20 protein-coding genes are annotated in these 21,528 nt (G+C 71.4%); 8 read left to right on the plus strand and 12 right to left on the minus strand.

The features are described 5' to 3' along the window. The first annotated feature begins 191 nt into the window (after positions 1–191). On the plus strand, positions 192–917 hold the full coding sequence (locus GHR20_RS35225) for a hypothetical protein (RefSeq protein ID WP_111582978.1): 726 nt from the start codon (positions 192–194) through the stop codon (positions 915–917). A gap of 98 nt (positions 918–1,015) precedes the next feature. On the opposite strand, the gene GHR20_RS35230 is transcribed toward GHR20_RS35225, so the two are convergent. Both GHR20_RS35230 and GHR20_RS35235 read right to left on the minus strand, forming a co-directional pair. Further along, a complete protein-coding gene (locus GHR20_RS35230) occupies positions 1,016–2,743 on the minus strand; it encodes a ricin-type beta-trefoil lectin domain protein (RefSeq protein WP_111582979.1) in 1,728 nt (575 codons plus the stop codon). Positions 2,744–2,987: 244 nt separating this feature from the next. Beyond that, positions 2,988–3,380, minus strand: a complete 393-nt coding sequence (locus GHR20_RS35235) for a MerR family transcriptional regulator (protein ID WP_111582980.1) — start codon at positions 3,378–3,380, stop codon at positions 2,988–2,990. A gap of 68 nt (positions 3,381–3,448) precedes the next feature. On the opposite strand from GHR20_RS35235, the gene GHR20_RS35240 reads away from it, so the two are divergent. Beyond that, positions 3,449–4,711, plus strand: coding sequence for an MFS transporter (locus GHR20_RS35240; RefSeq protein ID WP_153815571.1), 1,263 nt, complete (start codon positions 3,449–3,451; stop codon positions 4,709–4,711). Between the two features lie 19 nt (positions 4,712–4,730). Here the strand turns inward: GHR20_RS35240 and GHR20_RS35245 are convergent, their stop codons facing one another. From GHR20_RS35245 to GHR20_RS35260, 4 genes are all read right to left on the minus strand, one after another. After that, complete coding sequence (locus GHR20_RS35245; protein WP_111582982.1) at positions 4,731–5,087, minus strand: PRC-barrel domain containing protein; 357 nt, start codon at positions 5,085–5,087, stop codon at positions 4,731–4,733. Between the two features lie 186 nt (positions 5,088–5,273). Further along, complete coding sequence (locus tag GHR20_RS35250; protein ID WP_153815572.1) at positions 5,274–7,028, minus strand: thiamine pyrophosphate-dependent enzyme; 1,755 nt, start codon at positions 7,026–7,028, stop codon at positions 5,274–5,276. Positions 7,029–7,041: 13 nt separating this feature from the next. After that, positions 7,042–8,625, minus strand: coding sequence for an FMN-binding glutamate synthase family protein (locus GHR20_RS35255; protein ID WP_194859076.1), 1,584 nt, complete (start codon positions 8,623–8,625; stop codon positions 7,042–7,044). A 131-nt stretch (positions 8,626–8,756) separates the two neighbouring features. Beyond that, on the minus strand, positions 8,757–9,170 hold the full coding sequence (locus GHR20_RS35260) for a helix-turn-helix domain-containing protein (RefSeq protein ID WP_111582985.1): 414 nt from the start codon (positions 9,168–9,170) through the stop codon (positions 8,757–8,759). Positions 9,171–9,273: 103 nt separating this feature from the next. Between GHR20_RS35260 and GHR20_RS35265 the strand changes: the two genes are divergently transcribed. Beyond that, positions 9,274–10,125 (plus strand): alpha/beta hydrolase, encoded by an 852-nt coding sequence (locus GHR20_RS35265; protein WP_153815574.1) that lies wholly within the window; start codon positions 9,274–9,276, stop codon positions 10,123–10,125. Positions 10,126–10,252: 127 nt separating this feature from the next. On the opposite strand, the gene GHR20_RS35270 is transcribed toward GHR20_RS35265, so the two are convergent. The 3 genes from GHR20_RS35270 to GHR20_RS35280 all read right to left on the minus strand — a co-directional run bounded on the left by GHR20_RS35270 (position 10,253) and on the right by GHR20_RS35280 (position 12,686). Continuing rightward, the gene (locus tag GHR20_RS35270; RefSeq protein ID WP_153815575.1) at positions 10,253–10,756 is read right to left on the minus strand and encodes an SRPBCC family protein; all 504 of its coding nucleotides are present in this window, start codon (positions 10,754–10,756) and stop codon (positions 10,253–10,255) included. Between the two features lie 111 nt (positions 10,757–10,867). Continuing rightward, positions 10,868–11,575, minus strand: a complete 708-nt coding sequence (locus GHR20_RS35275) for an alpha/beta fold hydrolase (protein ID WP_153815576.1) — start codon at positions 11,573–11,575, stop codon at positions 10,868–10,870. A 100-nt stretch (positions 11,576–11,675) separates the two neighbouring features. After that, positions 11,676–12,686 carry a helix-turn-helix domain-containing protein gene (locus GHR20_RS35280; RefSeq protein ID WP_153815577.1) on the minus strand — a complete coding sequence of 337 codons (1,011 nt, stop codon included), beginning with the start codon at positions 12,684–12,686 and terminating at the stop codon, positions 11,676–11,678. 71 nt (positions 12,687–12,757) lie between these two features. On the opposite strand from GHR20_RS35280, the gene GHR20_RS35285 reads away from it, so the two are divergent. Then, positions 12,758–13,432 (plus strand): HD domain-containing protein, encoded by a 675-nt coding sequence (locus tag GHR20_RS35285; protein ID WP_111582990.1) that lies wholly within the window; start codon positions 12,758–12,760, stop codon positions 13,430–13,432. Between the two features lie 100 nt (positions 13,433–13,532). Next, entirely contained in the window at positions 13,533–13,955 is a 423-nt protein-coding gene (locus GHR20_RS35290) for a RidA family protein (RefSeq protein WP_153815578.1), read from the plus strand. A 216-nt stretch (positions 13,956–14,171) separates the two neighbouring features. Here GHR20_RS35290 and GHR20_RS35295 read toward each other — a convergent pair whose 3' ends face one another. The 3 genes from GHR20_RS35295 to GHR20_RS35305 all read right to left on the minus strand — a co-directional run bounded on the left by GHR20_RS35295 (position 14,172) and on the right by GHR20_RS35305 (position 17,101). Beyond that, positions 14,172–15,026 (minus strand): NAD(P)H-binding protein, encoded by an 855-nt coding sequence (locus GHR20_RS35295; protein ID WP_153815579.1) that lies wholly within the window; start codon positions 15,024–15,026, stop codon positions 14,172–14,174. Between the two features lie 123 nt (positions 15,027–15,149). Then, positions 15,150–15,557 carry a hypothetical protein gene (locus tag GHR20_RS35300; RefSeq protein ID WP_153815580.1) on the minus strand — a complete coding sequence of 136 codons (408 nt, stop codon included), beginning with the start codon at positions 15,555–15,557 and terminating at the stop codon, positions 15,150–15,152. Between the two features lie 104 nt (positions 15,558–15,661). Next, positions 15,662–17,101: a cytosine permease gene (locus GHR20_RS35305; RefSeq protein WP_153815581.1), complete on the minus strand. Its 1,440-nt coding sequence runs from the start codon at positions 17,099–17,101 to the stop codon at positions 15,662–15,664. A gap of 517 nt (positions 17,102–17,618) precedes the next feature. Here GHR20_RS35305 and GHR20_RS35310 point away from each other — a divergent pair. The 3 genes from GHR20_RS35310 to GHR20_RS35320 all read left to right on the plus strand — a co-directional run bounded on the left by GHR20_RS35310 (position 17,619) and on the right by GHR20_RS35320 (position 21,527). Further along, positions 17,619–18,401, plus strand: coding sequence for a maleylpyruvate isomerase family mycothiol-dependent enzyme (locus GHR20_RS35310; RefSeq protein ID WP_153815582.1), 783 nt, complete (start codon positions 17,619–17,621; stop codon positions 18,399–18,401). Between the two features lie 923 nt (positions 18,402–19,324). Continuing rightward, entirely contained in the window at positions 19,325–20,338 is a 1,014-nt protein-coding gene (locus GHR20_RS35315; RefSeq protein ID WP_111587170.1) for a hypothetical protein, read from the plus strand. 286 nt (positions 20,339–20,624) lie between these two features. Then, positions 20,625–21,527 carry a fumarylacetoacetate hydrolase family protein gene (locus GHR20_RS35320; protein WP_148025177.1) on the plus strand — a complete coding sequence of 301 codons (903 nt, stop codon included), beginning with the start codon at positions 20,625–20,627 and terminating at the stop codon, positions 21,525–21,527. The last annotated feature ends 1 nt before the right edge of the window (position 21,528 follow it).

The following is a 21,528-nucleotide window of genomic DNA, read 5'->3' on the forward strand; positions in this document are numbered from 1 at the left end:
AGGCGAACGGTGTCTCCACCGCCTCCAGTTCCCCCCAGCCGCGTACATCCCCCCACACCCCCCACCCGTCCGGGCGGGCGACATCAGGCACATGCGGAACCCCCACTCCCATGCCCGGCCGTCGCCCGCCCCGGACGGAACGATCTCGATCGGAGCCCGAATTGCCCCGTCGTACCACTCGCGCCCTGACCGTGGCAGCCACCACGGTGGCCCTCACCACGCTCGGCACGGCGCTCGCGTTCGCCGAGACACCCCAGTACTGCGACCACGAGGTGTGCCTGAAGGACGGGACCCGCTTCGGCGCACCGGCCGACGCGTTCCCCGCCCAGTCGCAGCATGGGGCGGTCAGCGCCACCCAACTCGTCAACGACTGCGCACAGGCCCAGATGAACACCCTCTCCGACGTCAGCTGCGGCTTCTACCCCTACCAGGACCCGCAGACCGTCGGATACGGCCAGTGGACCGCGCTGACCTCGGACTACGCCAACTGTTCCGGCGGCAACGACGCGAACAACGTCAACTGGGCCTCGTCGACGACCTATACGACCACCAACAGCGTGCAGGTCTCGGCGAGCCTCAAGGTGGGCATCGACAAGCTGATCGAGACCACCATCTCGACCAGCTACTCCTACACCTGGGGTACGGCACAGGGCACCACGCAGCAGTTCTCCGCGTTCGTCCCGCAGGGCTACAAGGCCCACCTCCAGCACCGGTACCAGCAGCAGCAGGTGGCCGGCGTGATGTGGATCAACTACGGCAAGACCGGCGACAAGCCGGGCCAGGGCTACGGCCACCACTACTACGCCATCACGGACTTCACCTCCACCTCGCCCGTGAAGAAGGACGACGGCCTGGTCGACGACGAGGTCTCCCTCTCCCCGCTGACGGCCGTCACCCCGGACGAGTGCTCGGCCTGACCGGGAGCCGCCGCCGCGCGCGACACACCGCAGGGCCGCACCTGTCGAGGTGCGGCCCTGCGGCCACCCCGCCTCGGTCCGGACAGGGGTGTCGTCGCTCAGGCGAGCGAGAACTTCTGGGCGGCCGAGCCGTTGCAGTCCCAGATCTGGAGGCGGGTGCCGTTCGCGGTGGCGCCCGAGGGCGAGTCGATGCAGCGGCCGGTGGTCGGATTGGACATCGAGCCGTCGGCGTTCGCCACCCAGTTCTGGTAGCCGCCGCCGTTGCAGTTGGCCAGCTGGAGCTTCGTGCCGGCCGCGTTCACCCCGCCCGCGATGTCCAGGCACTTGCCCAGCGTCCGCAGGGTCTGGCCGTTCCAGGTCCACTTCTGGTCGAGCGACGTGGCTTGCTGGCAGTCCCAGAGCTGGACCGCGGTGCCGTCGCCGCCGGTGTCGTCACCGGCCACGTCCACGCACTTGCCGCCCGGTCCGTAGACCGGGGTGCCGATGGCGAACTGCTGCGCGCCGGAGCCGTTGCAGTCCCAGATCTGGAGGCGGGTGCCGTTCGCGGTGGCACCCGAGGGGGAGTCGACGCACCGGCCGCTGGTCGGGTTCCGCAGTGAGCCGTCGGGCTGCCGCACCCACGACTGGTAGCCGCCGCTGTTGCAGGTGGCGAGCTGCAGTTTCGTACCGGCCGCGCTGTTGCCGCCGGCGATGTCCAGGCACTTGCCGAGGGTCTGGAGGGTCTGGCCGTTCCAGGTCCAGTGCTGGTCCTTGGCGCCCGACTGGCAGTCCCACAGCTGGACCGCGGTGCCGTCGCCGCCGGTGTCGTCACCGGCCACGTCCACGCACTTGCCGCCGGGTCCGGTGATCGTCTGACCGCTCACCGAACCGCCGCCGCCCCCGGAGCCGGGCCCCTTGTTGTAGACGGACACCGAGTCGATGACCAGCTTGCCGCCGGAGACCGTGGACGCGTTCGGGCCCCCGCCGAAGGCGTCCGGGAAGCCGCCGCCCATCGCCAGGTCGTAGATGATGAAGAACGGGTGGTCGACCGCGTCGGACCAGGTCGTGGCGTCCACCTGGTTGGCGTTGATCGTGTAGAAGTTGTTCCCGTCGAGGTAGAACCTGATCTGCTCCGGCGACACCGAGCGGTCGATCTCCGCCGCGTAGTCGTGGAAGCCGGTCTGGCAGCCCGGACAGGCGCGCTCACCCGAGCCGATGCCGGTCGACTCGTTGCACGGACCGCCCGGGTTCACCCCGCAGTGCAGGGTGCTGAAGACGGAGCTGCGGCCGTTGATGTCCTCCATGATGTCGACCTCGCCGGACTTCGGCCAGGTCACCCCGGAGCGCAGCGGCGCGCCGAGCATCCAGAACGCCGGCCAGTAGCCCGCGCCGTTGGCGGTGGTGACATCGGGCTGCTGGAGGACGGACTCGATGCGTACGACACCGCCCGCCGGGGCGCCGAAGCCCGCCGACTGGGTCTCCACGCGCCCCGAGGTCCATCCGCCGCGCGGGTCGCTGCCCGAGTGCAGGGCCTGGAGCACCAGATGGCCCTGACCGTCGTAGTAGACGTTCGAGGTGCTGTTGGTCATCGTCTCGATCTCACCGGTGCCGAAGCTGCTGCCCGGCCCGGTGTCGTACTTCCACAGGCTCTGATCGATGCCGGTGCCGGACGCACCGTTGAAGTCGTCGCTCCAGGTGAGCGTGAAGCCGGACGGTGCCGGGGGCACCGCCGCCTGGACGTTCGGTGCCGCGGTGACGGTGGCCGCCACCGTCGCCACGACGACGGGCAGGAGAGAGAGCGCTCTCTTCCATCCGCCGCGGCGTGCCCTTGCGAGGGGTAGTTGCATAGGTCTGGCCTCCGAGGAAGGACATGATCGCGTCTGTTCGCTACGCCGCCTGTGACGGTCTCCCGGGCTCTCGCCCCCGGGCGGCGGATGCGTCGTCAACTCTGATGGAGGTGCGCGGTGTTGAAGCATGTGGAGTTCTGTGCGAGGCAGACGGTATTGGCCCATACCATTACCGTCAAGGCTGCGCAGCAGACCTGACGGCGTCGGGGAACCGGTCCGTCGCACCGCCGTCGGGTGTGCGCGGTCAGGGCGCCAGGTCCGCGGTGTCGAGGAGTACGCACCGGTCGAAGTTCATGCAGCCGCACTCCAGGCAGTCGGCAACCGCCTGGCGCAGGGCCTGGGTCTGCGCGATGTGCCGGTCGAGCTCGGGCAGCTTGCGCGTGGCCATGTCCCGCCACTGGCGGGTGGCGGCCGCGGTGGTCTCCTCGCTCAGCAGCCGCGTGATCTCCGCGAGGGTGAACCCCGCCCGCTGAGCCATCTTGATCAGGGCGACCCGCCGGAGCGTGGTGGCGGGCCACACCCGGCGGCCGCCCTCGCGGCGCGCGCCGGGCAGCAGACCGCGCTCCTCCCAGTAGCGCAGCGCCGAAGCCCGCACGTGCGCCTTGTCCGCGAGTTCCCCGATGGGCAGATAGCGCATGCCCTCCTCCTCGATGCCGGGTCAGGCCCCTTGACTTCAAGCGCGCTTGAAGGACGACTGTGACCCGCATGTTCTCAGCAGCACGGGCGCGTCCGGCGCCCGGCCCCTGTCGCTCCCTGTTCGCCGACCGCGCCTTTCGGCGGCTGATGCCCGTCTTCGCGCTGTCCGACCTGGGCGACGGCATGAGCGTCGTCGCGGTCGCGTGGCTGGCGCTCGCACTGGGCCCCGGCGGCGGCCGAGGTGCGCTGGCCGGTATCGCCGTCGCCTCCTACGTCCTGCCCGGCGCGCTGGGCGCCCTGCTCCTGGGCAGGTGGACGCGGCGGCTCCCCGCCCGGCGACTGCTGGTCACCGACGCCGCGACACGGGCCGTCCTGCTGGGAGCGGTGCCGCTCGCCCACCTGGCGGGGGTGCTCACCCCGGCCGTCTACGTCGGGCTCCTGGGCGCTTCCTCGTTGTTCCACGCCTGGGGCAAGGCCGGCAAGCACGCCCTCTTCGCCCCTGTGCTCTCCGAGGGCCGGCGCCGGGCGGCCAACAGCGTGCTGAGCACCAGTCTGTGGAGCGCGACCATAGCGGGCCCCGCACTCGCGGGCTTTCTCGTGAGAGCGGTGTCCCCGGCCTGGATCATCGGCCTGGACGCCGCCACGTTCGCCGCGCTCGCCGTCCGGACCGCCCGCACCCCCCTGCCCCGGTCGTCCGAGCCCCCGGTGACCGGCGGGGCACCGCGCGGGCCGGGGATTCTGCGCCGCCGACCGGAACTCCTCGGACTGCTCCTCGTGACCTGGGTGTTCAATCTCGCCTTCGGCCCCGTCGAAGTCGCCCTCCCCCTGTTCGTCTCCGGCGATCTCGACGCCGGGGCGGGGCTGCTCGGCGGCTACTGGGCCGCCTTCGGCATCGGAGCCGTCATCGGCGCTCTCGCGCTGGGCGCGGCCGGACGGCTCCCGCTGTGGCCGGCCGTGCTCGGGATCATCGCGGGCCACGGCGTCGGCATGCTCCCCTTCGCCCTCACGGACTCCGCGGTCCCCTCCCTGATCGGGTTCGCGTTCGCCGGACTCGTCTACGGCCCCTACTCCGCGCTGTCCCTCACCCTGATCCAGGACCGCGCGCCCGCCGGCGCGCTCACCACGGTTCTGGCCGCGCGCGGCGCCGTGCTCCTGACGGCCTCCCCTGTAGGGGCCGCGCTCGGCGGCTTCCTCCTCGACCGGACCAGTGCCCCCGCCGTGCTCGTCGGCAGCGGCGTGCTGATGATCCTCACCGTTCCCGCCGGCATCGTCGTGCTGAAAATCCACGGAGCCCGGACGGCCAGGGCCGTCCGGGCTCCGCGCGGCGCCTGAGCGCCGACCGGGGGGCGGGTCAGTGCCCCGAACCGCCGGCTCCGTAGTGGCCACTGATCTGGTCCCGGTAGGCGGGGTCGCCCAGGTGCTTGTCCTTGTCGAACTCCGGTGCGTTCTTGATCTCTTCCTTGGAGCGGGCGACGCTGATGGTCCTCGCCTCGTGGTCGATGAGGGTGATCGTCGCGGCCGGGAGCAGGACCTCCTTGCCGAAGATCCACACACCGGTGTCGACGACGATGTACTGCGATCCGACGTCGTGGGAGTGCTTGTCGACCTTGCCGATGTGCCCGTCCCTCGCCTCCACCGTGTAGCCGGTCAGATCGGCGTCGGGGGTGTGGCCGGCGGTCGGGGCGTAGTTCCACATGTTCTCGGTCAACTTGGTCCTCCGCTGGTGTCGTGGGCGGGATGCCGGAGCAACCCGTATTCCGTTTCGAGAGCCTTCGTCTGTCCGCACGGCGCACCGGTAAACGCCTGAATGCCGATATCCCGGACAGGCCCGTGCCAGGAGCGCGGCCGGGCGCGACGCCGGGCACGGGCCACTTCGCTGAACGCTTCGCGGCACTCAGTGGTCGCTGGTGTCCCCGTGGCTCCGTACGACCTCCTTCACCTTGGCCACCGCGAACCCCCAGCCCTGTTCGACGGTCGGCTGGGCCGGTACGGCGATCTCGTCGGGGTTGGTGAGCACGTCGAGCAGGACCGGGCCCGGAGTGTCGAAGGCCCGTCGCACCGCGCTCTCCACCTCCGACGGCTCCGTCACCCGGATGCCGGTGATGCCCATGGCCTCGGCCACGGCGGCGAAGTCGGGATTGTCGAGTACGGTCCCGAACTCGGGCAGACCGGCCTGCTCCTGTTCGAGCTTCACCATCCCGAGCCGGCGGTTGTCGAAGACGACGAGCTTGACGGGCAGGCGCTGGGTCTTGAGGGTCATGAGGTCGCCGAGGAGCATGCTCAGTCCGCCGTCGCCGCAGAAGGCCACGACCTGGCGCTCGCGGTCCAGGCACTGCGCGCCCAGCGCCTGCGGCATGGCGTTGGCCATCGAACCGAGGTTGTACGAGCCGATGAGGCGCCGCTCACCGCGCATCTCGACGAAACGGGAGAGCCACACCGTGGCCATGCCCGTGTCGGAGGTGAAGACGGCGTCGTCGGCGGCGGCACGGTCCACCGCCGCGGCCAGCACCTCGGGCCTGATGTCATGGCTGCGGTTGTCCAGTGCGGAGCGGAGCCGTCCCACGAGGCCCTTGTCGTGATCGGGGTCGGCGAGCCGGGCCTGGCCCGCACGCCACCCGTCGAAGCGTTCGCGCGCCTTGTCCAGGTGCGCGCGGTCACGTGCGCCCCCGGCCACCGTGCCGAGGTGCTCCAGGAGGTCGCGTACGGTGGCGCCGGTGTCGCCCACGAGCCCGACGTCGACCGGCACCCGGCGCCCGATGTGGGTGGCCTCGGTGTCGACCTGGATCACCGTCCTGCCCTCGGGATACCAGTCCCGGTAGGGGAAGTCGGTGCCGAGCAGCAGAAGGGTGTCCGCGTCCTGGAGGGCCTCCGCCGCGGCCGGGTTGCCGATCAGACCGGTCTGGCCGACCTGGAACGGGTTGTGCTCGCCCTCGAAACCCGCCTTCGCCTTCAGCGTGAGCACCATCGGCGCGGCCAGCCGGTCGGCGAGGGTGAGGACGTCCTCGCGGGCGGCGCGCGCCCCCTCGCCGACGAGCAGGGTGACGCGCTCGGACCGGTCGAGGAGTTCCGCGGCGCGCCGGGCGGCCGAACCGTCCGGCCGGGTCACCGCGGGGGCCAGGGAGAACCGGGGCGGCCGGTCGTCGGTCAGTTCCCGCTCGCCCAGGTCGCCCGGCACGGTGAGTACGGCGACCCCCTTGCGGCCGATCGCCGTGCGCACCGCGGTCTCCAGCAGCTGCGGCAGCTGGTCGGGCGAGGTGATGGTGGCGCGGAAGACGGCCACGTCGCTGAAGAGGGCGTCGTTGTCGACCTCCTGGAAGTAGTCGCTGCCGAGTTCGGCGAGCGGTACCTGCCCGGCGATGGCCAGGACCGGGGCGTGGCTCTTGGCGGCGTCGTACAGCCCGTTCAGGAGGTGGACGGAACCGGGTCCTACGGTGCCCATGCACACGCCGAGGGTTCCGCTGAGCTGGGACTGGGCGCTCGCGGCGAAGGCCGCCGCCTCCTCGTGCCGGCAGCCCACCCATTCCAGGCTCTCGGTGCCGCGGATGGCGTCGGTCACGGGGTTGAGGGCGTCTCCCACGACGCCGAACACCTGGCGTACGCCGAGTTCGCTCAGCGCGTCCACGATGACGCGGGCAACAGTACGGGACATGTGGATCCTCCGGTCAGACGGTGAAACGGTCGGGGTCGGCGTGCTTCCAGTCGGCCGCCCAGGACTCCGGCGGCTCGGCGAGCAGCTGCCCCGGCTCCAGCCACTCGTACAGCTCTTCGTAGGAGCGTTCGGTGACCGGGTCGATGCGGCGGTGGAGCATGTGGGGGCGCAGCTGGGCGGGGTCGGTGACCCCCATGGACGCCATGATCTGGAGGGCGCCGGCCACGGTCGCTTCCTGGAAGCGCTGGACGCGCGGGGTCTTGTCCCCCACGTCCAGGGCGCGGGCGCGGTGGGGGTCCTGGGTGGTGACGCCGGTGGGGCAGGTGTTGGTGTGGCACCGCTGCGCCTGGATGCAGCCGACGGCGAACATCATGGCGCGGGCCGCGTTGGCGTAGTCGGCGCCCTGGACCATGCGCTTGACGAGGTCCGTGCCGGTGGCGACCTTGCCGCTCGCCCCGATCTTGATCCGGTCGCGCAGGCCCGTGCCCACGAGGGCGTTGTGCACCGTGAGCAGGCCCTCGGTGAGCGGGGCGCCCATGTGGTCGGCGAACTCCAGCGGCGCCGCGCCGGTTCCGCCCTCCGCGCCGTCCACCACGATGAAGTCGGGCGCCGTGCCCTCCTCCAGCATGGCCTTGCACACCGCCAGGAACTGCCGGCGCGAGCCCACGCACAGCTTGAACCCGGCGGGCTTGCCACCGGACAGCTCACGCATGCGGGCGATGAAGCGGACGAGTTCCCGCGGGGTGGAGAACACCCGGTGGTACGGCGGGGAGAGGACCGTACGTCCCTCGGGCACGCCCCGGACCCGGGCTATCTCGGCGTTCACCTTGGCCCCCGGCAGCACACCGCCGATGCCGGGCTTCGCGCCCTGGGACAGCTTCAGGGACACGCACTTGACCTGGTCGTGCGCCGCCTTCTCGGCGAACTGGGCCGGGTCGAAGTCCCCGTCCCGGGTACGGCAGCCGAAGTACCCGGTACCGATCTCCCACACCAGGTCGCCGCCTGGGCGCAGGTGGTACTCCGAAAGGCCGCCCTCGCCGGTGTCCTGGGCGAAACCGCCGGCCGCGGCACCGCCGTTGAGCGCCAGGACCGCGTTGGCCGACAGCGAGCCGAAGCTCATCGCCGACACGTTCAGCAGGGCCATGTCGTACGGCCGCTCGCAGTCGGGCCCGCCGATCCGCACGCGCGGCGGGGTCTTCGGCACCGGGCTCGGCGCCATCGACGGCACCAGGAACTCGTAGCCCGGAAGGTACACATCGCGTTCGGTGCCGAACGGCTCCTCCGCGTCCGTGCCCTTGGCCCGTTCGTACACGATGCTGCGTACGTCCCGGTCGAAGGGACGGCCGTCGAAGTTCCGCTCGACGAAGTACTGCTGGAGCTCCGGGCGCAGCCGCTCCATGAGGAAACGGGCATGGCCGAGGACGGGATAGTTGCGCAGCACCGAATGCCGGCGTTGCGCCAGGTCCCACGCGCCCAGCAGGCCCAGGAACAGCAGCGGAACGGCCGCGAACCACCAGTAGGGCGACATGGCGACGGCCACCGCGGCGCTCGCGACCGCGGCGAGCAGGGTCAGGAAGACGATCACAATGCGTGTCACCACTCGCGCATTGCCCGCCAGCCGTTCTCCATGCCCCCCGGCCTCCCAAGAACCCGTCATATCCCCGCGCGGAGGGCGGCCAGGCTTCTTCGGCGACCGAGTGGCGGTGACCGGCGCCTTCGGTCCGCGCCCTAGTCGGGGGGCGACGCGTCGGCGAGCCGGTTGCTGCGGTCGATCTCCGGCATGTGTGTCTCGGCCCAGACCCGCAGGGCGGAGAGCGGTATGTCGAGGGACAGGCCGAGCTCGGTGAGCCGGTAGTGGACGGCGGGCGGCACGGTGGGTTCGACGCGGCGCGCGACCAGGCCGTCGCGGACGAGGCTCCGCAGGGTGACGGACAGCATCTTCTGCGAGATGCCCGGGACACGGCGCCGCAGTTCCGCGAAGCGCAGCTCGCCCGGCGCCTCCTCGGCCAGGATCTTGACCGCCATGGACGTCCACTTGGTGCCGATGCGGTCGAGCAACTGGCGGGTAGGGCAGCTCGGATCCAGCAGGTCACCACGCTCACCGGGCCGCTGGTCACGTCCGCCGGATCTCGATGTGGTCACCTGGAGCTCACCACCTGAAGGGAAAGTGCCGTCTTGGACGGACCAGGTTAGTTCCCTAGCGTGACCTGGTCACTCACACTGACCAAGTACCCGGAGTCCCTCCATGCCCGAGCTGCGACGCGTCCTCGCGAACGGTGTCGAACTGAACGTCGCCCTTTCCGGATCGGGCCCGGCGGTTCTGCTGCTGCACGGCTTCCCGCACACCTGGGAGGTGTGGAGGGATGTCATGGCCGACCTGTCCGGCCGTCACCGCGTCATCGCGCCGGACCTGCGCGGGTTCGGCGCGAGCGGCCGGGCCGGCTCCGGATACGACGCGGGCACCCTGGCCGAGGACGCCGCCGCGCTTCTCACCGCGCTCGGCGTGTCCTCGGCCGCGGTGGTGGGCATCGACGCCGGCGCCGCCCCGGCCTTCCTCCTCGCCCTGCGCCGCCCCGGTCTCGTCCGGCGCCTGGTCGTCATGGAGTCCCTCCTGGGCAGGCTGCCCGGCGCGGAGGAGTTCCTCGCCGAGGGGCCGCCGTGGTGGTTCGGCTTCCATTCCGCCGCGCCCGGTCTCGCCGAGACCGTGCTGGAGGGCCATGAGGCGGAGTACGTCGACTGGTTTCTGCGCGCCGGGACGCTCGGCGACGGGGTGCGCCCCGCCCTCCGGGACGCGTTCGTCCGCGCGTACACCGGCCGCGAGGCGTTGAGCCGCGCGTTCTCGTACTACCGGGCGCTGCCCGAGAGCGCGGCACAGATCGAGCGGGCGGTCGCCACCGCCCGCCTGACCGTGCCGACCATGGCACTGGGCGCCCGGCCCGTCGGCGCCGCGCTGGAACGCCAGCTCCGCCCGGTCACCGACGAGCTGACCGGACACGTCATCGAGGACTGCGGCCACATCATCCCGCTGCACCGGCCGCGCGCCCTGCTCGCGCTGCTGCGTCCCTTCCTGGCCGGTGAGGACGCGGAAGAAGCGTGACCGGGGCCGGTCCGGAACCGGCGGCCGCCGGACCGGCTCGGCTCGGTCGCCAGGGGGCCGTACGGCTCGGCTTTCCGCCGCGAGCGCGACCGGTCGCCCACGGCCGGCATGCCCGTGCGCGCCCGTGTCAGTTCGCGGTCTCCAGCTCCCGCTTGAGGTTGCGCAGCGTCGCGCGGATGTTGCGGGCCTGGAAGGCGGCGAAGGTGTGTCCCGCGGTGGCGATCCGGTCGAAGGTGTCGGCCACGAAGTCGGGCCAGGCGCGCCGGTCGTCCGTCCAGGTCTCGGTGACCCGCGTACCGCCGTCGACGGGCTCGAAGCGGTACTCCCAGCTGGCGATCGGGCCGCGCAGCCGCGGCCGGCCGACGCCGATGGCGTGCACGCGGAAGGCGAAGCGGTGGCCGGGGTCGGCCGCCGTGACCGTGCACCGGGTCACCCAGCGGAACCGGCCGCGCTTGTTGCGACCGACGAACGTGGTGCCGAGCTCCGCCGGTGCCTGCCCCGTCCCCTCGGCGGTGCCGAGGTTCTCCGGACTCCAGCGGCCCATGTCACCGGGGCGGCAGATGGCCTGGTAGGCCACATCGGGCGGTACGTCGATGTGGATGCTGTCGCTCACCGTGAACACGCGGGCCATGGGGGCACCTTTCCTCGACTCGCCGGCACCTGGCAGTTACCAGCCGGTAGGGATTGTGGCATGCCGCCCTCGGCGCCCGGCGCGGACCGCCGTCGACGCGGCCCCGCTCGGTCACAGGCGGAGCGGGGAACCGGGGCGGGAGCTCGCGGCGGCCAGCCCGGAAGGCCGTTCGCCGGGCCCGAGGAGATCCGCGACCAGTTCGGCGATCGTGCGGTGCCAGAGGGCGGGGCGGGTCAGCATCGCGTGGTCCCCGTCGCGGATGAGGATGATGCCGGCGTCCACCCGCGCGGCCTGGGCCCGGCGGACGTAGTCCATGGACGCGCGGGCACTGGTCACCCGGTCGCGTTCACCGTGCAGAATCACCGTCCGCGTGCCCTCGAGGTGCTCGATGCCCTCGCCCTCGGGCAGCCACGGCGCGAGGGCCACGACACCGCGCACGGCGGGGTGGGCCGCCGCGCGCAGCGCCGCCCGGCCGCCCATGGAGTGGCCGATGAGGACGACCGGGACGGGACCGATCAGGCGACCGAGCTCTTCGAGCGCGCGGTAGGCGTCGTACAGGGGGTCCTCCTCCGGATTCCAGCCCCGGTGCCGGTACCGGACATGGCCCAGCGCGGTCTCGTCCGGAGGGACGCCGGAGGCCGCCGCCCGGAGCACCGGGCGCATGCGCAGCGCCGCCAGTTGCCAGGGCCGGGCGGCCTCGTAGCTGTCCGCCCGGCCTCCGTGCAGCGCGATGACGGCGGCGGTCGGCTGCCGGGGCAGGTGCCGCAGCCGCAGCGCCGAACCGGCCTGCGCCCCTTGCTCCATCGGGCCCCGCTCCATGGACACGATCCCCGTTCCGCGGGATCCTCCCGCGCGTCGATCCCTCACACATCTGATCCGAGGCCGGCGGCCGACCGGATTGGTGTGCGCGAGAGTACCGTCACCGGACGGCAGCGGCGTCGCCGGCGCGGGAGCGCTGCGGGGGGAGCACCGGTGAGTCGGCCGGGCCCCGCGAGGCCACGCGCGTGAAGGCGCGGCGGTAGGCGGTGGGGGTTGTGTCCAGGGTGCGCCGGAAGTGCAGCCGCAGATTGGCCGCCGTACCCAGTCCGCAGTCCCGCGCCACCTGGTCCACCGACCGGTCCGTGGACTCCAGCAGTTCCCGCGCCCTGCCGAGCCGGGCGCCGAGCAGCCACTGCAACGGGGTCGTGCCCGTCTCCTCGGTGAACCGGCGCATGAAGGTGCGCTGCGAGAGCCCCGCGTGCCGGGCGAGAACGCGCAGTGTGAGCGGCTCGCCGAGCCGGTGCAGGGCCCAGCCGCGGGTACCGGAGAGCGACGCCTCACCGGCCACCGCGACGGGGGCCGGCACGTACTGCGCCTGCCCGCCGTCCCGGTGCGGGGCGGCGACCAGACCGCGGGCGATCTGGTTCGCCACCTCCGCGCCGAGGTCGCGGCGCACGATGTGCAGGCACAGGTCGATACCGCAGCACACCCCGGCCGAGGTGAGCACGTCGCCCTCGTCGACGTAGAGCACGTCCCGGTCGACCGTGACGGCCGGGAACTCCCGCGCGAAGTCGTCGATGTGCTTCCAGTGGGTCGTGGCGTGCAGCCCGTCCAGGACCCCCGCCGCGGCCAGCGCGAAGGCGCCCGTGCAGATCGACACCACGCGCCTGCCCCGGTCGCGGGCTTCGGCCAGTACGCCGAGCACGGTGTCCGGCAACGGGACGAGCGGTTCGAATCCCGGCACGATCACGGTGTCGGCGGTGCGCACCCGCTCCAGGTCTCCGTCGGCGAGGAGAGCGAAGCCCGCGGTGGTCCGCACCTTCGCGTCCAGCGCGCACAGGGTCGTCTCATAGGTGGTTTCCGGCCGGGCGGTGAAGATCTGCGTCGGGATCGCCAGATCGAGGGGGGTGACCCCGTCCAGCGCCAGGACCGCGACGTGATGGACTGTCATGGCAAGATTCTAGCGAAGCAAGGAAATTTTGCCGCTCGCCAGGTCGTGGCCGTCGCGGCCAGGCTGAAGGCATGACCGGACCTACCTACGCGGCGACCGCCGACCCGATCTCGTTGCCCGGCACGCCACTTGCCGACGCCGTCATCGGGCTCATCCGATCGGTGGAGACACCGTCCGTCTTCCACCACAGCATCCGCAGCTACCTGTTCGCCCGGCTGCTCGCCGGCCGGCGCGGTCTGGCCGCCGACCGTGACTACGACGACGACCTGTTGTTCGCCGGGTGCGCGATGCACGACCTCGGCGTGGCGTCGGACGGGCCGCACCGCCAGCGGTTCGAGGTGGAAGGCGCCGACCGGGCCGCCTCGTTCCTGATCGAGCACGCCGTGTCCGAGGCCGACGCCGACCAGGTCTGGCAGGCCATCGCCCTGCACACCTCCCCGGGCATCGCGGAACGCCGCGGCACGCTGTGCGCGCTCGTTCGCGAGGGGGTGGCCATCGACTTCGGCGGGCCGGGGAACGCCGATCACCTCGACGCCGTCACCGACGAGCAGGCCGAGGTCGTGCACGCGGCCTATCCACGGCTGGACATGGTCCGTTCGCTCACCGACGCGATCGTGGCGCAGGCCGCGAAAGACCCGCGGAACGCGCCTCGGCACACGGTTCCCGGCGAATTGCTCCGTGAGCGCGAGAGCTTCGGCCGGACCCGGCTGGAGCACTCCTGCCGCGAGTCCCGCTGGGGCAGTTGACGCCACCGGCGTCCCGGCCGCCACCACCTCCACGGCCTCCACCACTTCCCCCGCTTCCACGACCTCGACGACCCATCGACAAAGAGAAGGACGCAGCACCATGACGGTCCGCACCATCGACATCCCCGAGGACAACCCGGTCTTCGGAGAGACCACCAGCGCCTTCGCCGGCTTCGGCTACTCCGCCGCGGTCCGCGCGCAGGGCCTCTTGTTCATCGCCGGGACGATCGGTCGCCGCGCCGACGGAACCATCCCGGACACCATCGAGGAGCAGACCGAGATCGCCCTCGGGAAGATCGAGGAGATCCTCCGGCTGGAGAACCTCGACATGTCCGCCCTCGTCGACGTCACCAGCTACCACGTCGATATCCGCAGCCATCTGCCCGGCTTCGTCGAGGCCAAGCGGCGGCTCGTCCAAGCGCCCTACCCGACCTGGACGATCATCGGGGTCAGCGGCCTCGCCAGCCCCGGACTCCTCGTCGAGATCCGCGCGACCGCGGCCTATCCCGAGGCACAGCGGTAGGCCACCGCACAGGTCGTCAGGGACAAGCGCCCGGCCACGCGCTGAGATCACGGGGCCTTGGCGCAGCCTGAGCCTGGCCGCCGCGTGACGGGCACGCTACCGGCGACGAGGGAGCGTGCTCCGGCCGGGCCGGCGATCGGTCCGGCCGGAACGTGCGTGAGGCGTCCCCTCGACCCGTCTCCCGCACTCCGGATCGCGGCTGGAGCCGGGCGGGTGTCAGAAGTCGGCGGCGTGGTCCGCCGCCCAGATGTCGAACCCGGTCGCCGGGCGGCCGGTGACCCGGGCGACGGTGTCGGTGGCGGGCGAGTTGCCGGCCCCGGCGTCGTCGAGGAACCGCAGCACCGCCTCGGCCTGATCGGCGGGCATGAACCGCGCGAACTGGTCCGCGGCCTGCCGGCGGGAGAGCTCGGTGACGGTGATGTCCTTGCCGGTGGCGGCCGCGATCATGGCGACCTGGTCGCGCTGGCTCAGCCGAACCGGGCCGGTCAGCAGGCCGCTCACCTGCGGCGAGGTGTCTCCCGTCAGCGCCGCGACGGCGACCGCGGCGATGTCGCGCTCGTGGATCGGAGCGGTCAGGGCATCGGGCTTGTACAGCGCCACGGCGTTGCCGGCCTTGATCGGCCAGGCCCAGTTGAGCGCGTTGGCCGCCAGCACGAGCGGCCGCACCGGCACCACGGTCGGATCGGCCGCCGCCGCGAACGCGTTCTCGATCGCGCGGTGCTCCTCGGTGATGGTGTTGCCCACCGACGTCGGGTGGATCACGCTGCCCGAGGACAGCAGCACGAGCTTCTCCACCCCGGCGGCCCGTGCGGCGGCGATCACACCGTCCGTGCCGTCGTGATGGGCGTAGAGGAAGACCTGACGCACACCGGCGAACGCGGTGCGCAGGCCGGCCGGGTCGCTCAGGTCTGCGGTGAACACCTCGACATCCGCCGGGAATTGCCCCGGCTGCAGCGTGCGGGCCGAGGCGCGTACCGGCAGGCCCCGCTCACGCAGAGCGCTGAGCACGTACGCCCCGATGCTGCCGCGGGCGCCCATGACGAGGGTGGGCCTATGGTCGGAGTGAGACATGGGAAAGCTCCATCACGTAGGACTACGCGCCATGGAGCCGGAGCCGGCATCGAGGCGTTCCGACGCTTCACCTCGACGCCGACCACCGTACGGCATCCTGACGGCATCCGCCCGCCCCGGGTCCTACAGCTCCTGAGCGAAGCCGCACCACCTGGCCACGTAGGCGAGCTTGCCGTCCTTGTCGGCGACGCGTGCCCATTCGCTGCTGCGCAGCCCGCCGCTTCCGTCGGCGTATCGGCAGGTGTAGGAACCGCCCTTGACCGTCGCACCGCAGTCCGACTTCTGGGACCAGCACCAGGCGCCCTGGCTGCAGCTCGACAGATGACCGACTTTTTTGCCGCTGGGGCTCGCGGAGGCGCGGATGTTGAGCTCGCAGTCGTTGCCGGGGTTGGGCGTCATGTACCAGTGGGGCACGGCCTGGTGGACGGGACGGGACGCGTTGGCCTCCGCCGTGCCGACAAGTCCGAATCCCGTGAGCGCGGCGGCGGCCGCCACACAGACAGCCCGCCGGATATGAGTCGTTCGAGACATCTTTCCCCCATGTGCATGGAAGATGAATCTGGGTGCGTTTACCAGGATTTCCATCCGGTGACGCAGAGTCAACTCTTTGCTCCCGGTCGGTGAATTCTGTCCGGTCAGCGTTCGCTCACACGAGGGATGCGATTGGCCGCCGGGGTCGAGGCGCCCGGCCCGGCGGAGAGGATCATGCGGTCCGGCACGTGTCCGGTGTCCCGGCGGGCCACGAGCCAGTAGAGGGCGGCCGGGACCAGCAGGCCCACGATCCAGGAGATGTCCGTGCCGCCGAGCGGGGCGACCAGCGGACCGGTGTAGAAGCTGGTGGCCAGGAACGGCAGTTGGGCCAGGAGGCCGATGCCGTAGACGACGAGGGCGCGGATGCGCCAGGCGCCGTAGCGGCCGTGCGGGTCGCTCAGCGCGGGCAGGTCGTAACGCTCCTTGGCGATCAGGTAGTAGTCCACCAGGTTGATCGCCGACCAGGGGGTGAAGGCCGTGAGCAGGAAGAGCAGGAAGTCCTTGAAGGAGGTCAGGAAGCTGTCCTTGCCCACGAGGGCGATCGCGGTTCCCGCGACCATGATTCCGGCGATGTAGAGGGTGCGGACACGCGGGGAGATCGTGCGCTGCTCGCGGAAGCCGCCGATGCCGGTCACCAGTGACATGAAGCCGCCGTAGGTGTTGAGCACGTTGACCGTCAACTTGCCGAGGGCGATGACGAAGTACAGGAACGAGGCGATCAGGCCGGTACCGCCCAGCCCGACGACGTAGCCGACCTGGTTGTCGAGGAAGGCGCCGCCGGCCGTCGCCGCCACGAGGACGCCGAAGGTCATTGACCACTGGGACCCCAGGGCCGAGCCGCCGAGGGTCCACCAGAAGGTGGCGCGGGGAGAGGTGTCACGAGGCAGATAGCGCGAGTAGTCGGCGACGTACGGGCCGAAGGCCAGCTGCCAGGACGCCGAGAGGGAGACGGCGAGGAGGAACAGCGGCAGGTGGAAGGAGTGGTCGGCCAGGAGGGAGGTCAGGTCGGCGCGCTCCAGCAGGCGGATCCCGAGGTAGACGAAGGCGAGCGCGCACACGATGCCGGCCGTTCGGCCCAGGGTGTGGATGAGCCGGTAGCCGACGGCCGTGGTGACCGCGGTGACCAGGGCGAAGATCACGATGCCCGTGGTGTCGCCGAGGTGCGTGAGCCGGCCGACGGCCTCGCCGGCCAGCACGCTGCCGCTGGCGAAGAAGCCGACGTACATGACGATGACCAGAGCCAGCGGGACGACGGCGCCCCGGACGCCGAACTGGGCCCTGCTGGAGATCATCTGCGGGAGCCCGAGCCGGGGCCCCTGGGCGGAGTGCAGGGCCATGACCGCGCCGCCGAGCAGATTGCCGAGCAGCAGGCCGACGAGCGACCAGAGGACCCCGCCGCCGAAGACGACGGCGAGCGCCCCGGTCACGACCGCGGTGATCTGCAGGTTGGCGCCCAGCCAGAGCGTGAACTGACTGAACGCGTTGCCGTGCCGTTCGGCGTCGGGGACCACGTCGATCGAGCGTTGTTCGACCATGCCTGCCATAGGGATGACCTCTTCCGCGGATACAACCACTGGCTGAATATGTCCATGCAGAATGGGTTCGAATGAATGAAAGGTCAATACTCTGGCGAAAATTAAGTGTGCGGGCCATCGAAATCGAGGGTCGGGAGGTGGGGTGAGGCGACGGGGAGCGGGGGCAGCGCCTCGACGGCCGGGCCACTGGTGGAACGGTCGCCCCTGTCGTGAAGAGGTCTGGTCCGTGGTGTCGTCCAGTTGCGGCGGCGTGGGGGAGGGGGGGGGCGTTGCTGCCGCCGAGGATTGGCGGCGGCAATGTCGGAGGTGTGCCGTTCCGGCCACTCGCTCGGCCGGGGCTGCCCTCAAGGTGGGCGGACTGCTCCGGTCCGGGCAGGCCGTCGCCACGCAGGACCGGTACCGGGCGGTCGTGAACAAGCGGCAGCTCTGGTGCGGTCCTTGATCCAGATCGTCGCGCCGCAAAGGTGGAGGGCCGGCCCGCAAAAATCGCTGTCACGTCTCCGCCGCACGGTGATAGGAAACCCGGGTGACCAAGACCTTGGACTTCCCTGAGCTGCTGCGCCTGATCGACGAGCGGTCGGCCGCCTTCCGGGCCGCGGTCGCCTCCGCGCCCAGCCTCGATGTGCGGGTGCCGACCTGCCCCGAGTGGACGCTGCTCGACCTGGTCCACCATCTGGGCGGCGGGCGGCGCGCCTGGGCCGCCACGGTCGCGGCTGGGCCGGACGCCTCGGGCAAGTCGGCGGGGGAGGGCCTGGCCGCACCGCAGGAGCGCGAGGCCCTGCTCGCCTGGCTGGCCGAGTCGACGCGGCAGATGCTCGACGCGTTGCGGGAGGCCGGCCCGGAGCGCGGTTGCTGGACGTGGTGGGGCGCGTCGCAGTCGCCGCGGACCTGCGGCGCCGTCGCCCGGCACCAGCTCCAGGAAGTCGCGATGCACACCTATGACGCCCAGCTCGCCGTGGGCGCCCCGGAGCCGCTGCCGGAGGAGGTGGCGCTTGATGGGGTCGAGGACTTCCTGTTCACCTGCTGCACCACGACGGTCGCTTGGCCGCACAAGGCCGCCGTCGTCGACTATCACGCCACCGAGGGCGGCTCCTGGCGCCAGTCGCTCTCCGTCGACGGTTCGCGGGCCTTCCGTCTGCCCGAATCCGGCCCTGCTGCCGGCGAGGACTCGGAGCCGGTCGACGTCTCCGTCCGGGGTACGGCGAGCGACCTGGTCCTGGCCTTCTACGGTCGCATCCCGCTGGACTCCCTGAAGCTCGAAGGCGACCGGCACCTCTTCGACCTGCTGGATGAGTGGGACATGGAGTAGGACCGCCTGGAGTAGGCGGGCGGCCTCCCGGCTGTCGGTGCCGTACCTGCCCGGCGACCGGCTTCCGTACGGGACGGGAACACACCGCCGAGCGGCCCTTCGTTCTTCGCGGCGGACGAGGCATCCCAGGACCCTTCCACTCTCGCCGTGCCCCAGCAGGAACCGTGCCCCAGCAGCACCGGGGCGCGGCCCTCGGCTGGACGCCCGGGACCTGTGGAGTGCCCGGGCCGCCGAGGACCTGTGCCACCCGCACGGTCGGCCGCGGTCAGTTCGGCGCCGAGGCGGACCCCGAGATGGTCGACGGCGAGACCAGGAGCCTCACCCTTCGCTGGGGCGAACGCGCCTCGCGGGTGTCGATGTCGCCCCGCCCGCAACGGGGCGTCGGCGTGCCGTCCGCTCCCCGTACGCCCTCGCCGTCACCCTCAAGCGGCCCGGCCCCTCACCGGCGGGCACCGGAAGCGGCCCGGACCCCTCACCGACGCGCACCGCGTGCGCCCCGGTGCCGGACCGAGTCGCGACCGATAGGGCGCCGGTCGTCAAGGGGGCAGCCGGGGGAGCGCGCCATCTCGACCGGAATCCATGCCCCGACGCCGCGGCCGGCGTACCGAAGCCCGCGGGCGTGCCGTCCGTCGGCCCGACGGAACCGGGTCCCGCGATCCGGGCCCGACCAGTCAGGACGGCCGGCACCGCCGCCCACGGCCCCGGTGGACGGGCAATTGCCCCGAGCCAATTCGCCGGGGCAATAGGCGCGTTATCCAGTCAAAGCCTGTATCGGTGTCTACGGCAAGCGGGGTTGGGAAACCCGTAACTCACGGCACACCACGAGGGGATACCGAGTCCCCGTATTCCGTCACCGCTGATTCCCCGATTCACCCGCCCTTTCCGAGGGCGTAACCCGCGCTGTCGAAAACAAGGAGAACGCCATGTGGTTAGCGGGCGGCCGGCCCGAAGAAGCGCCGGTCATCGAGTTGCTCGACTGCACTCTGCGCGACGGCTCCTACGCCGTCGACTTCCAGCTCGACGAAGAGTTCGTGACTCACCTGCTCACCCGGCTTGACGACATACCGGTCGCCAAGGTGGAGGTGGGCCACGGGATCGGTCTGGAGGCCGAACGCAGCGGCATCAAGCCGTGCAACATCGACCACTACCGCTGGGCCGACCTCGCCCGCTCCGCCCTGACCCGCAAGCCCTGGGGCATGTTCGCCCAGCCGGAGTTCACCCGCCTGGACACCATCGCCGAGATGAGCGCCCGGGGGATGTCCTTCATCCGGGTCGGCATGGAGCCCGACCGGGTACCGGAGCACCTCGACTACCTGCGGCGCGCCACCGAACTGTGCGACCAGGTCTACCTGAACCTGATGAAGTCCAGCGCCACACCGGTGCGCGAGCTCGTCCAGCTGCTCGACGGGGTGACCCCGGAGATCGCGGGCGTCTACGTGGTGGACTCCTACGGCGCGATGCTCCCCGCCGACGTGCAGACCTATGTGAGCGCGGTACGGAAGTACTTCCCGGTCGTCGGCTTCCACGGACACGACAACCTCGGCATGGCCAACATCAACAGCATCACCGCCATGCAGGCGGGTGCCACCGTCGTCGACGCCACCCTCGACGGCATCGGCCGCGGATCCGGCAACGCCGCCATCGAAGCACTGGCCGGTGTCGTCAAAATGCTGGGTAGCGATCTCTTCGACTACCAGGAACTCGCCAAACTCGCCGAGTACTGCCGGGAAAACATGATTCCCATCCCCGAGGACCGCACGATGCAGGTACTCGGCGCGGTGATCGGGATCCACTCGGGCTATTTCCCGCTGGTGGAGGAATTGGCCGAGGAATATCACACCGAGCCGGCGCGGGTGATGGAGACGGCCGTACAGATCGCCGATCACAGCCCGCGCAAGGCCGATTTCCGCACCGCCGCCAGGCGCATCAACGCCTGACCGCACCGCGAGCCGCGCCGAGGCGCCGGCACGGCCATGGCACCGTCCACCGGACACATCCCCGCGCGGAGAGACCTCACCCTGCCCGGCCACCGAAAGTCCGCGGCGGCGCGGGCGGCATTCCATCTCCTCGGCCGCCCGCCCGCCGCGCCCGGAACGACGGGCGAGGCACGCGAACGAGCGAAGGACGAGTGGGACGCGCCCGCCCGGATCGACCGGAACCGGAAGCAGGAACCCGGCCGGCCGGCGGACCGCGACCCGGTACGCCCACCCACGGGAGACCACCATGAGAATCACCAGGACCGGCACGTCCACCGGTGACCACGGCATCGCCGTCCACCACCGCGACCAGTGGTTCGACCTGTCCGACATACCCGGCTACGCCGACACGACCCGGATCGGCGACCTGCTCGGCGAGACCGAGTCACCGGAGCTGGCCCGCGCCCTCGAACGGAACGCGGATGCCCACCTCCCCGCACCACCCGACCTCGATCTCGCCCCCACGGTCGTCGACCCCGGAGCCGACATCTGGGGCGCCGGCCTCAACTACCGGCGCCACTCCGAGGACCTGGAGTCCGAGCAGCCCCGCTCCGGGCCCGGCTCCTATCTGCGTCCCGCCAACTGCCTGATCGGCAACGGCGACCACATCGAACTGCCCCGGCAGTCCCGGCGGGTCACCGCGGAGGCCGAACTCGGCCTGGTCATCAAGACCGCCTGCAAGGACGTCGACCGCGCCGACTGGCGTTCCGTCGTGGCGGGCGTCACCGCCGTCCTCGACATGACGGCCGAGGACGTCATCCGCGAGAACCCCCGGCACATCCCCTGGGCCAAGGGGTTCGACACCTTCTGCAGTGTCGGCCCCCTCCTGGTCACACTCGACGAGTTCGACGACGACGACCTCACCGCCCTGCGCATCGCCACCGTCCGCAACGGAGAGACGATCGCCGCCGCCACCCCCGCCGACATGAAGTTCGGCCTGGACCGCCTGGTGGAGTACTTCAGCGCGGGACGCACCCTCGAGGCCGGCACCGTCATCTGCACCGGTACCCCCGGAGCTGCGGTCATCGGCGCCGGGGACACGGTGCAGGCGGTCGTGCAGGACGTCGGCACGCTCACCCATCCCGTCCGGCAGCAAGGGGCGGGCCGCCACGAGGCACGGTTCCCGGCAGTCCACAGCGAAGGAGGGTGAC

The sequence above is a fragment of the Streptomyces sp. SUK 48 genome (assembly GCF_009650765.1).
Taxonomy (GTDB): Bacteria; Actinomycetota; Actinomycetes; order Streptomycetales; family Streptomycetaceae; genus Streptomyces.

Bases quoted from the DNA above. Each gene is read 5' to 3' on its own strand.
- GHR20_RS35290 (WP_153815578.1), top strand. From the start codon at position 13,533: ATGACGGTCCGCACCATCGACATCCCCGAGGACAACCCGGTCTTCGGA.
- GHR20_RS35305 (WP_153815581.1), bottom strand. From the start codon at position 17,101: ATGGCAGGCATGGTCGAACAACGCTCGATCGACGTGGTCCCCGACGCC.
- GHR20_RS35275 (WP_153815576.1), bottom strand. From the start codon at position 11,575: ATGGAGCGGGGCCCGATGGAGCAAGGGGCGCAGGCCGGTTCGGCGCTG.
- GHR20_RS35295 (WP_153815579.1), bottom strand. From the start codon at position 15,026: ATGTCTCACTCCGACCATAGGCCCACCCTCGTCATGGGCGCCCGCGGC.
- GHR20_RS35230 (WP_111582979.1), bottom strand. From the start codon at position 2,743: ATGCAACTACCCCTCGCAAGGGCACGCCGCGGCGGATGGAAGAGAGCG.
- GHR20_RS35240 (WP_153815571.1), top strand. From the start codon at position 3,449: ATGTTCTCAGCAGCACGGGCGCGTCCGGCGCCCGGCCCCTGTCGCTCC.
- GHR20_RS35265 (WP_153815574.1), top strand. From the start codon at position 9,274: ATGCCCGAGCTGCGACGCGTCCTCGCGAACGGTGTCGAACTGAACGTC.
- GHR20_RS35280 (WP_153815577.1), bottom strand. From the start codon at position 12,686: ATGACAGTCCATCACGTCGCGGTCCTGGCGCTGGACGGGGTCACCCCC.
- GHR20_RS35320 (WP_148025177.1), top strand. From the start codon at position 20,625: ATGAGAATCACCAGGACCGGCACGTCCACCGGTGACCACGGCATCGCC.
- GHR20_RS35300 (WP_153815580.1), bottom strand. From the start codon at position 15,557: ATGTCTCGAACGACTCATATCCGGCGGGCTGTCTGTGTGGCGGCCGCC.
- GHR20_RS35270 (WP_153815575.1), bottom strand. From the start codon at position 10,756: ATGGCCCGCGTGTTCACGGTGAGCGACAGCATCCACATCGACGTACCG.
- GHR20_RS35250 (WP_153815572.1), bottom strand. From the start codon at position 7,028: ATGTCCCGTACTGTTGCCCGCGTCATCGTGGACGCGCTGAGCGAACTC.
- GHR20_RS35235 (WP_111582980.1), bottom strand. From the start codon at position 3,380: ATGCGCTATCTGCCCATCGGGGAACTCGCGGACAAGGCGCACGTGCGG.
- GHR20_RS35285 (WP_111582990.1), top strand. From the start codon at position 12,758: ATGACCGGACCTACCTACGCGGCGACCGCCGACCCGATCTCGTTGCCC.
- GHR20_RS35315 (WP_111587170.1), top strand. From the start codon at position 19,325: ATGTGGTTAGCGGGCGGCCGGCCCGAAGAAGCGCCGGTCATCGAGTTG.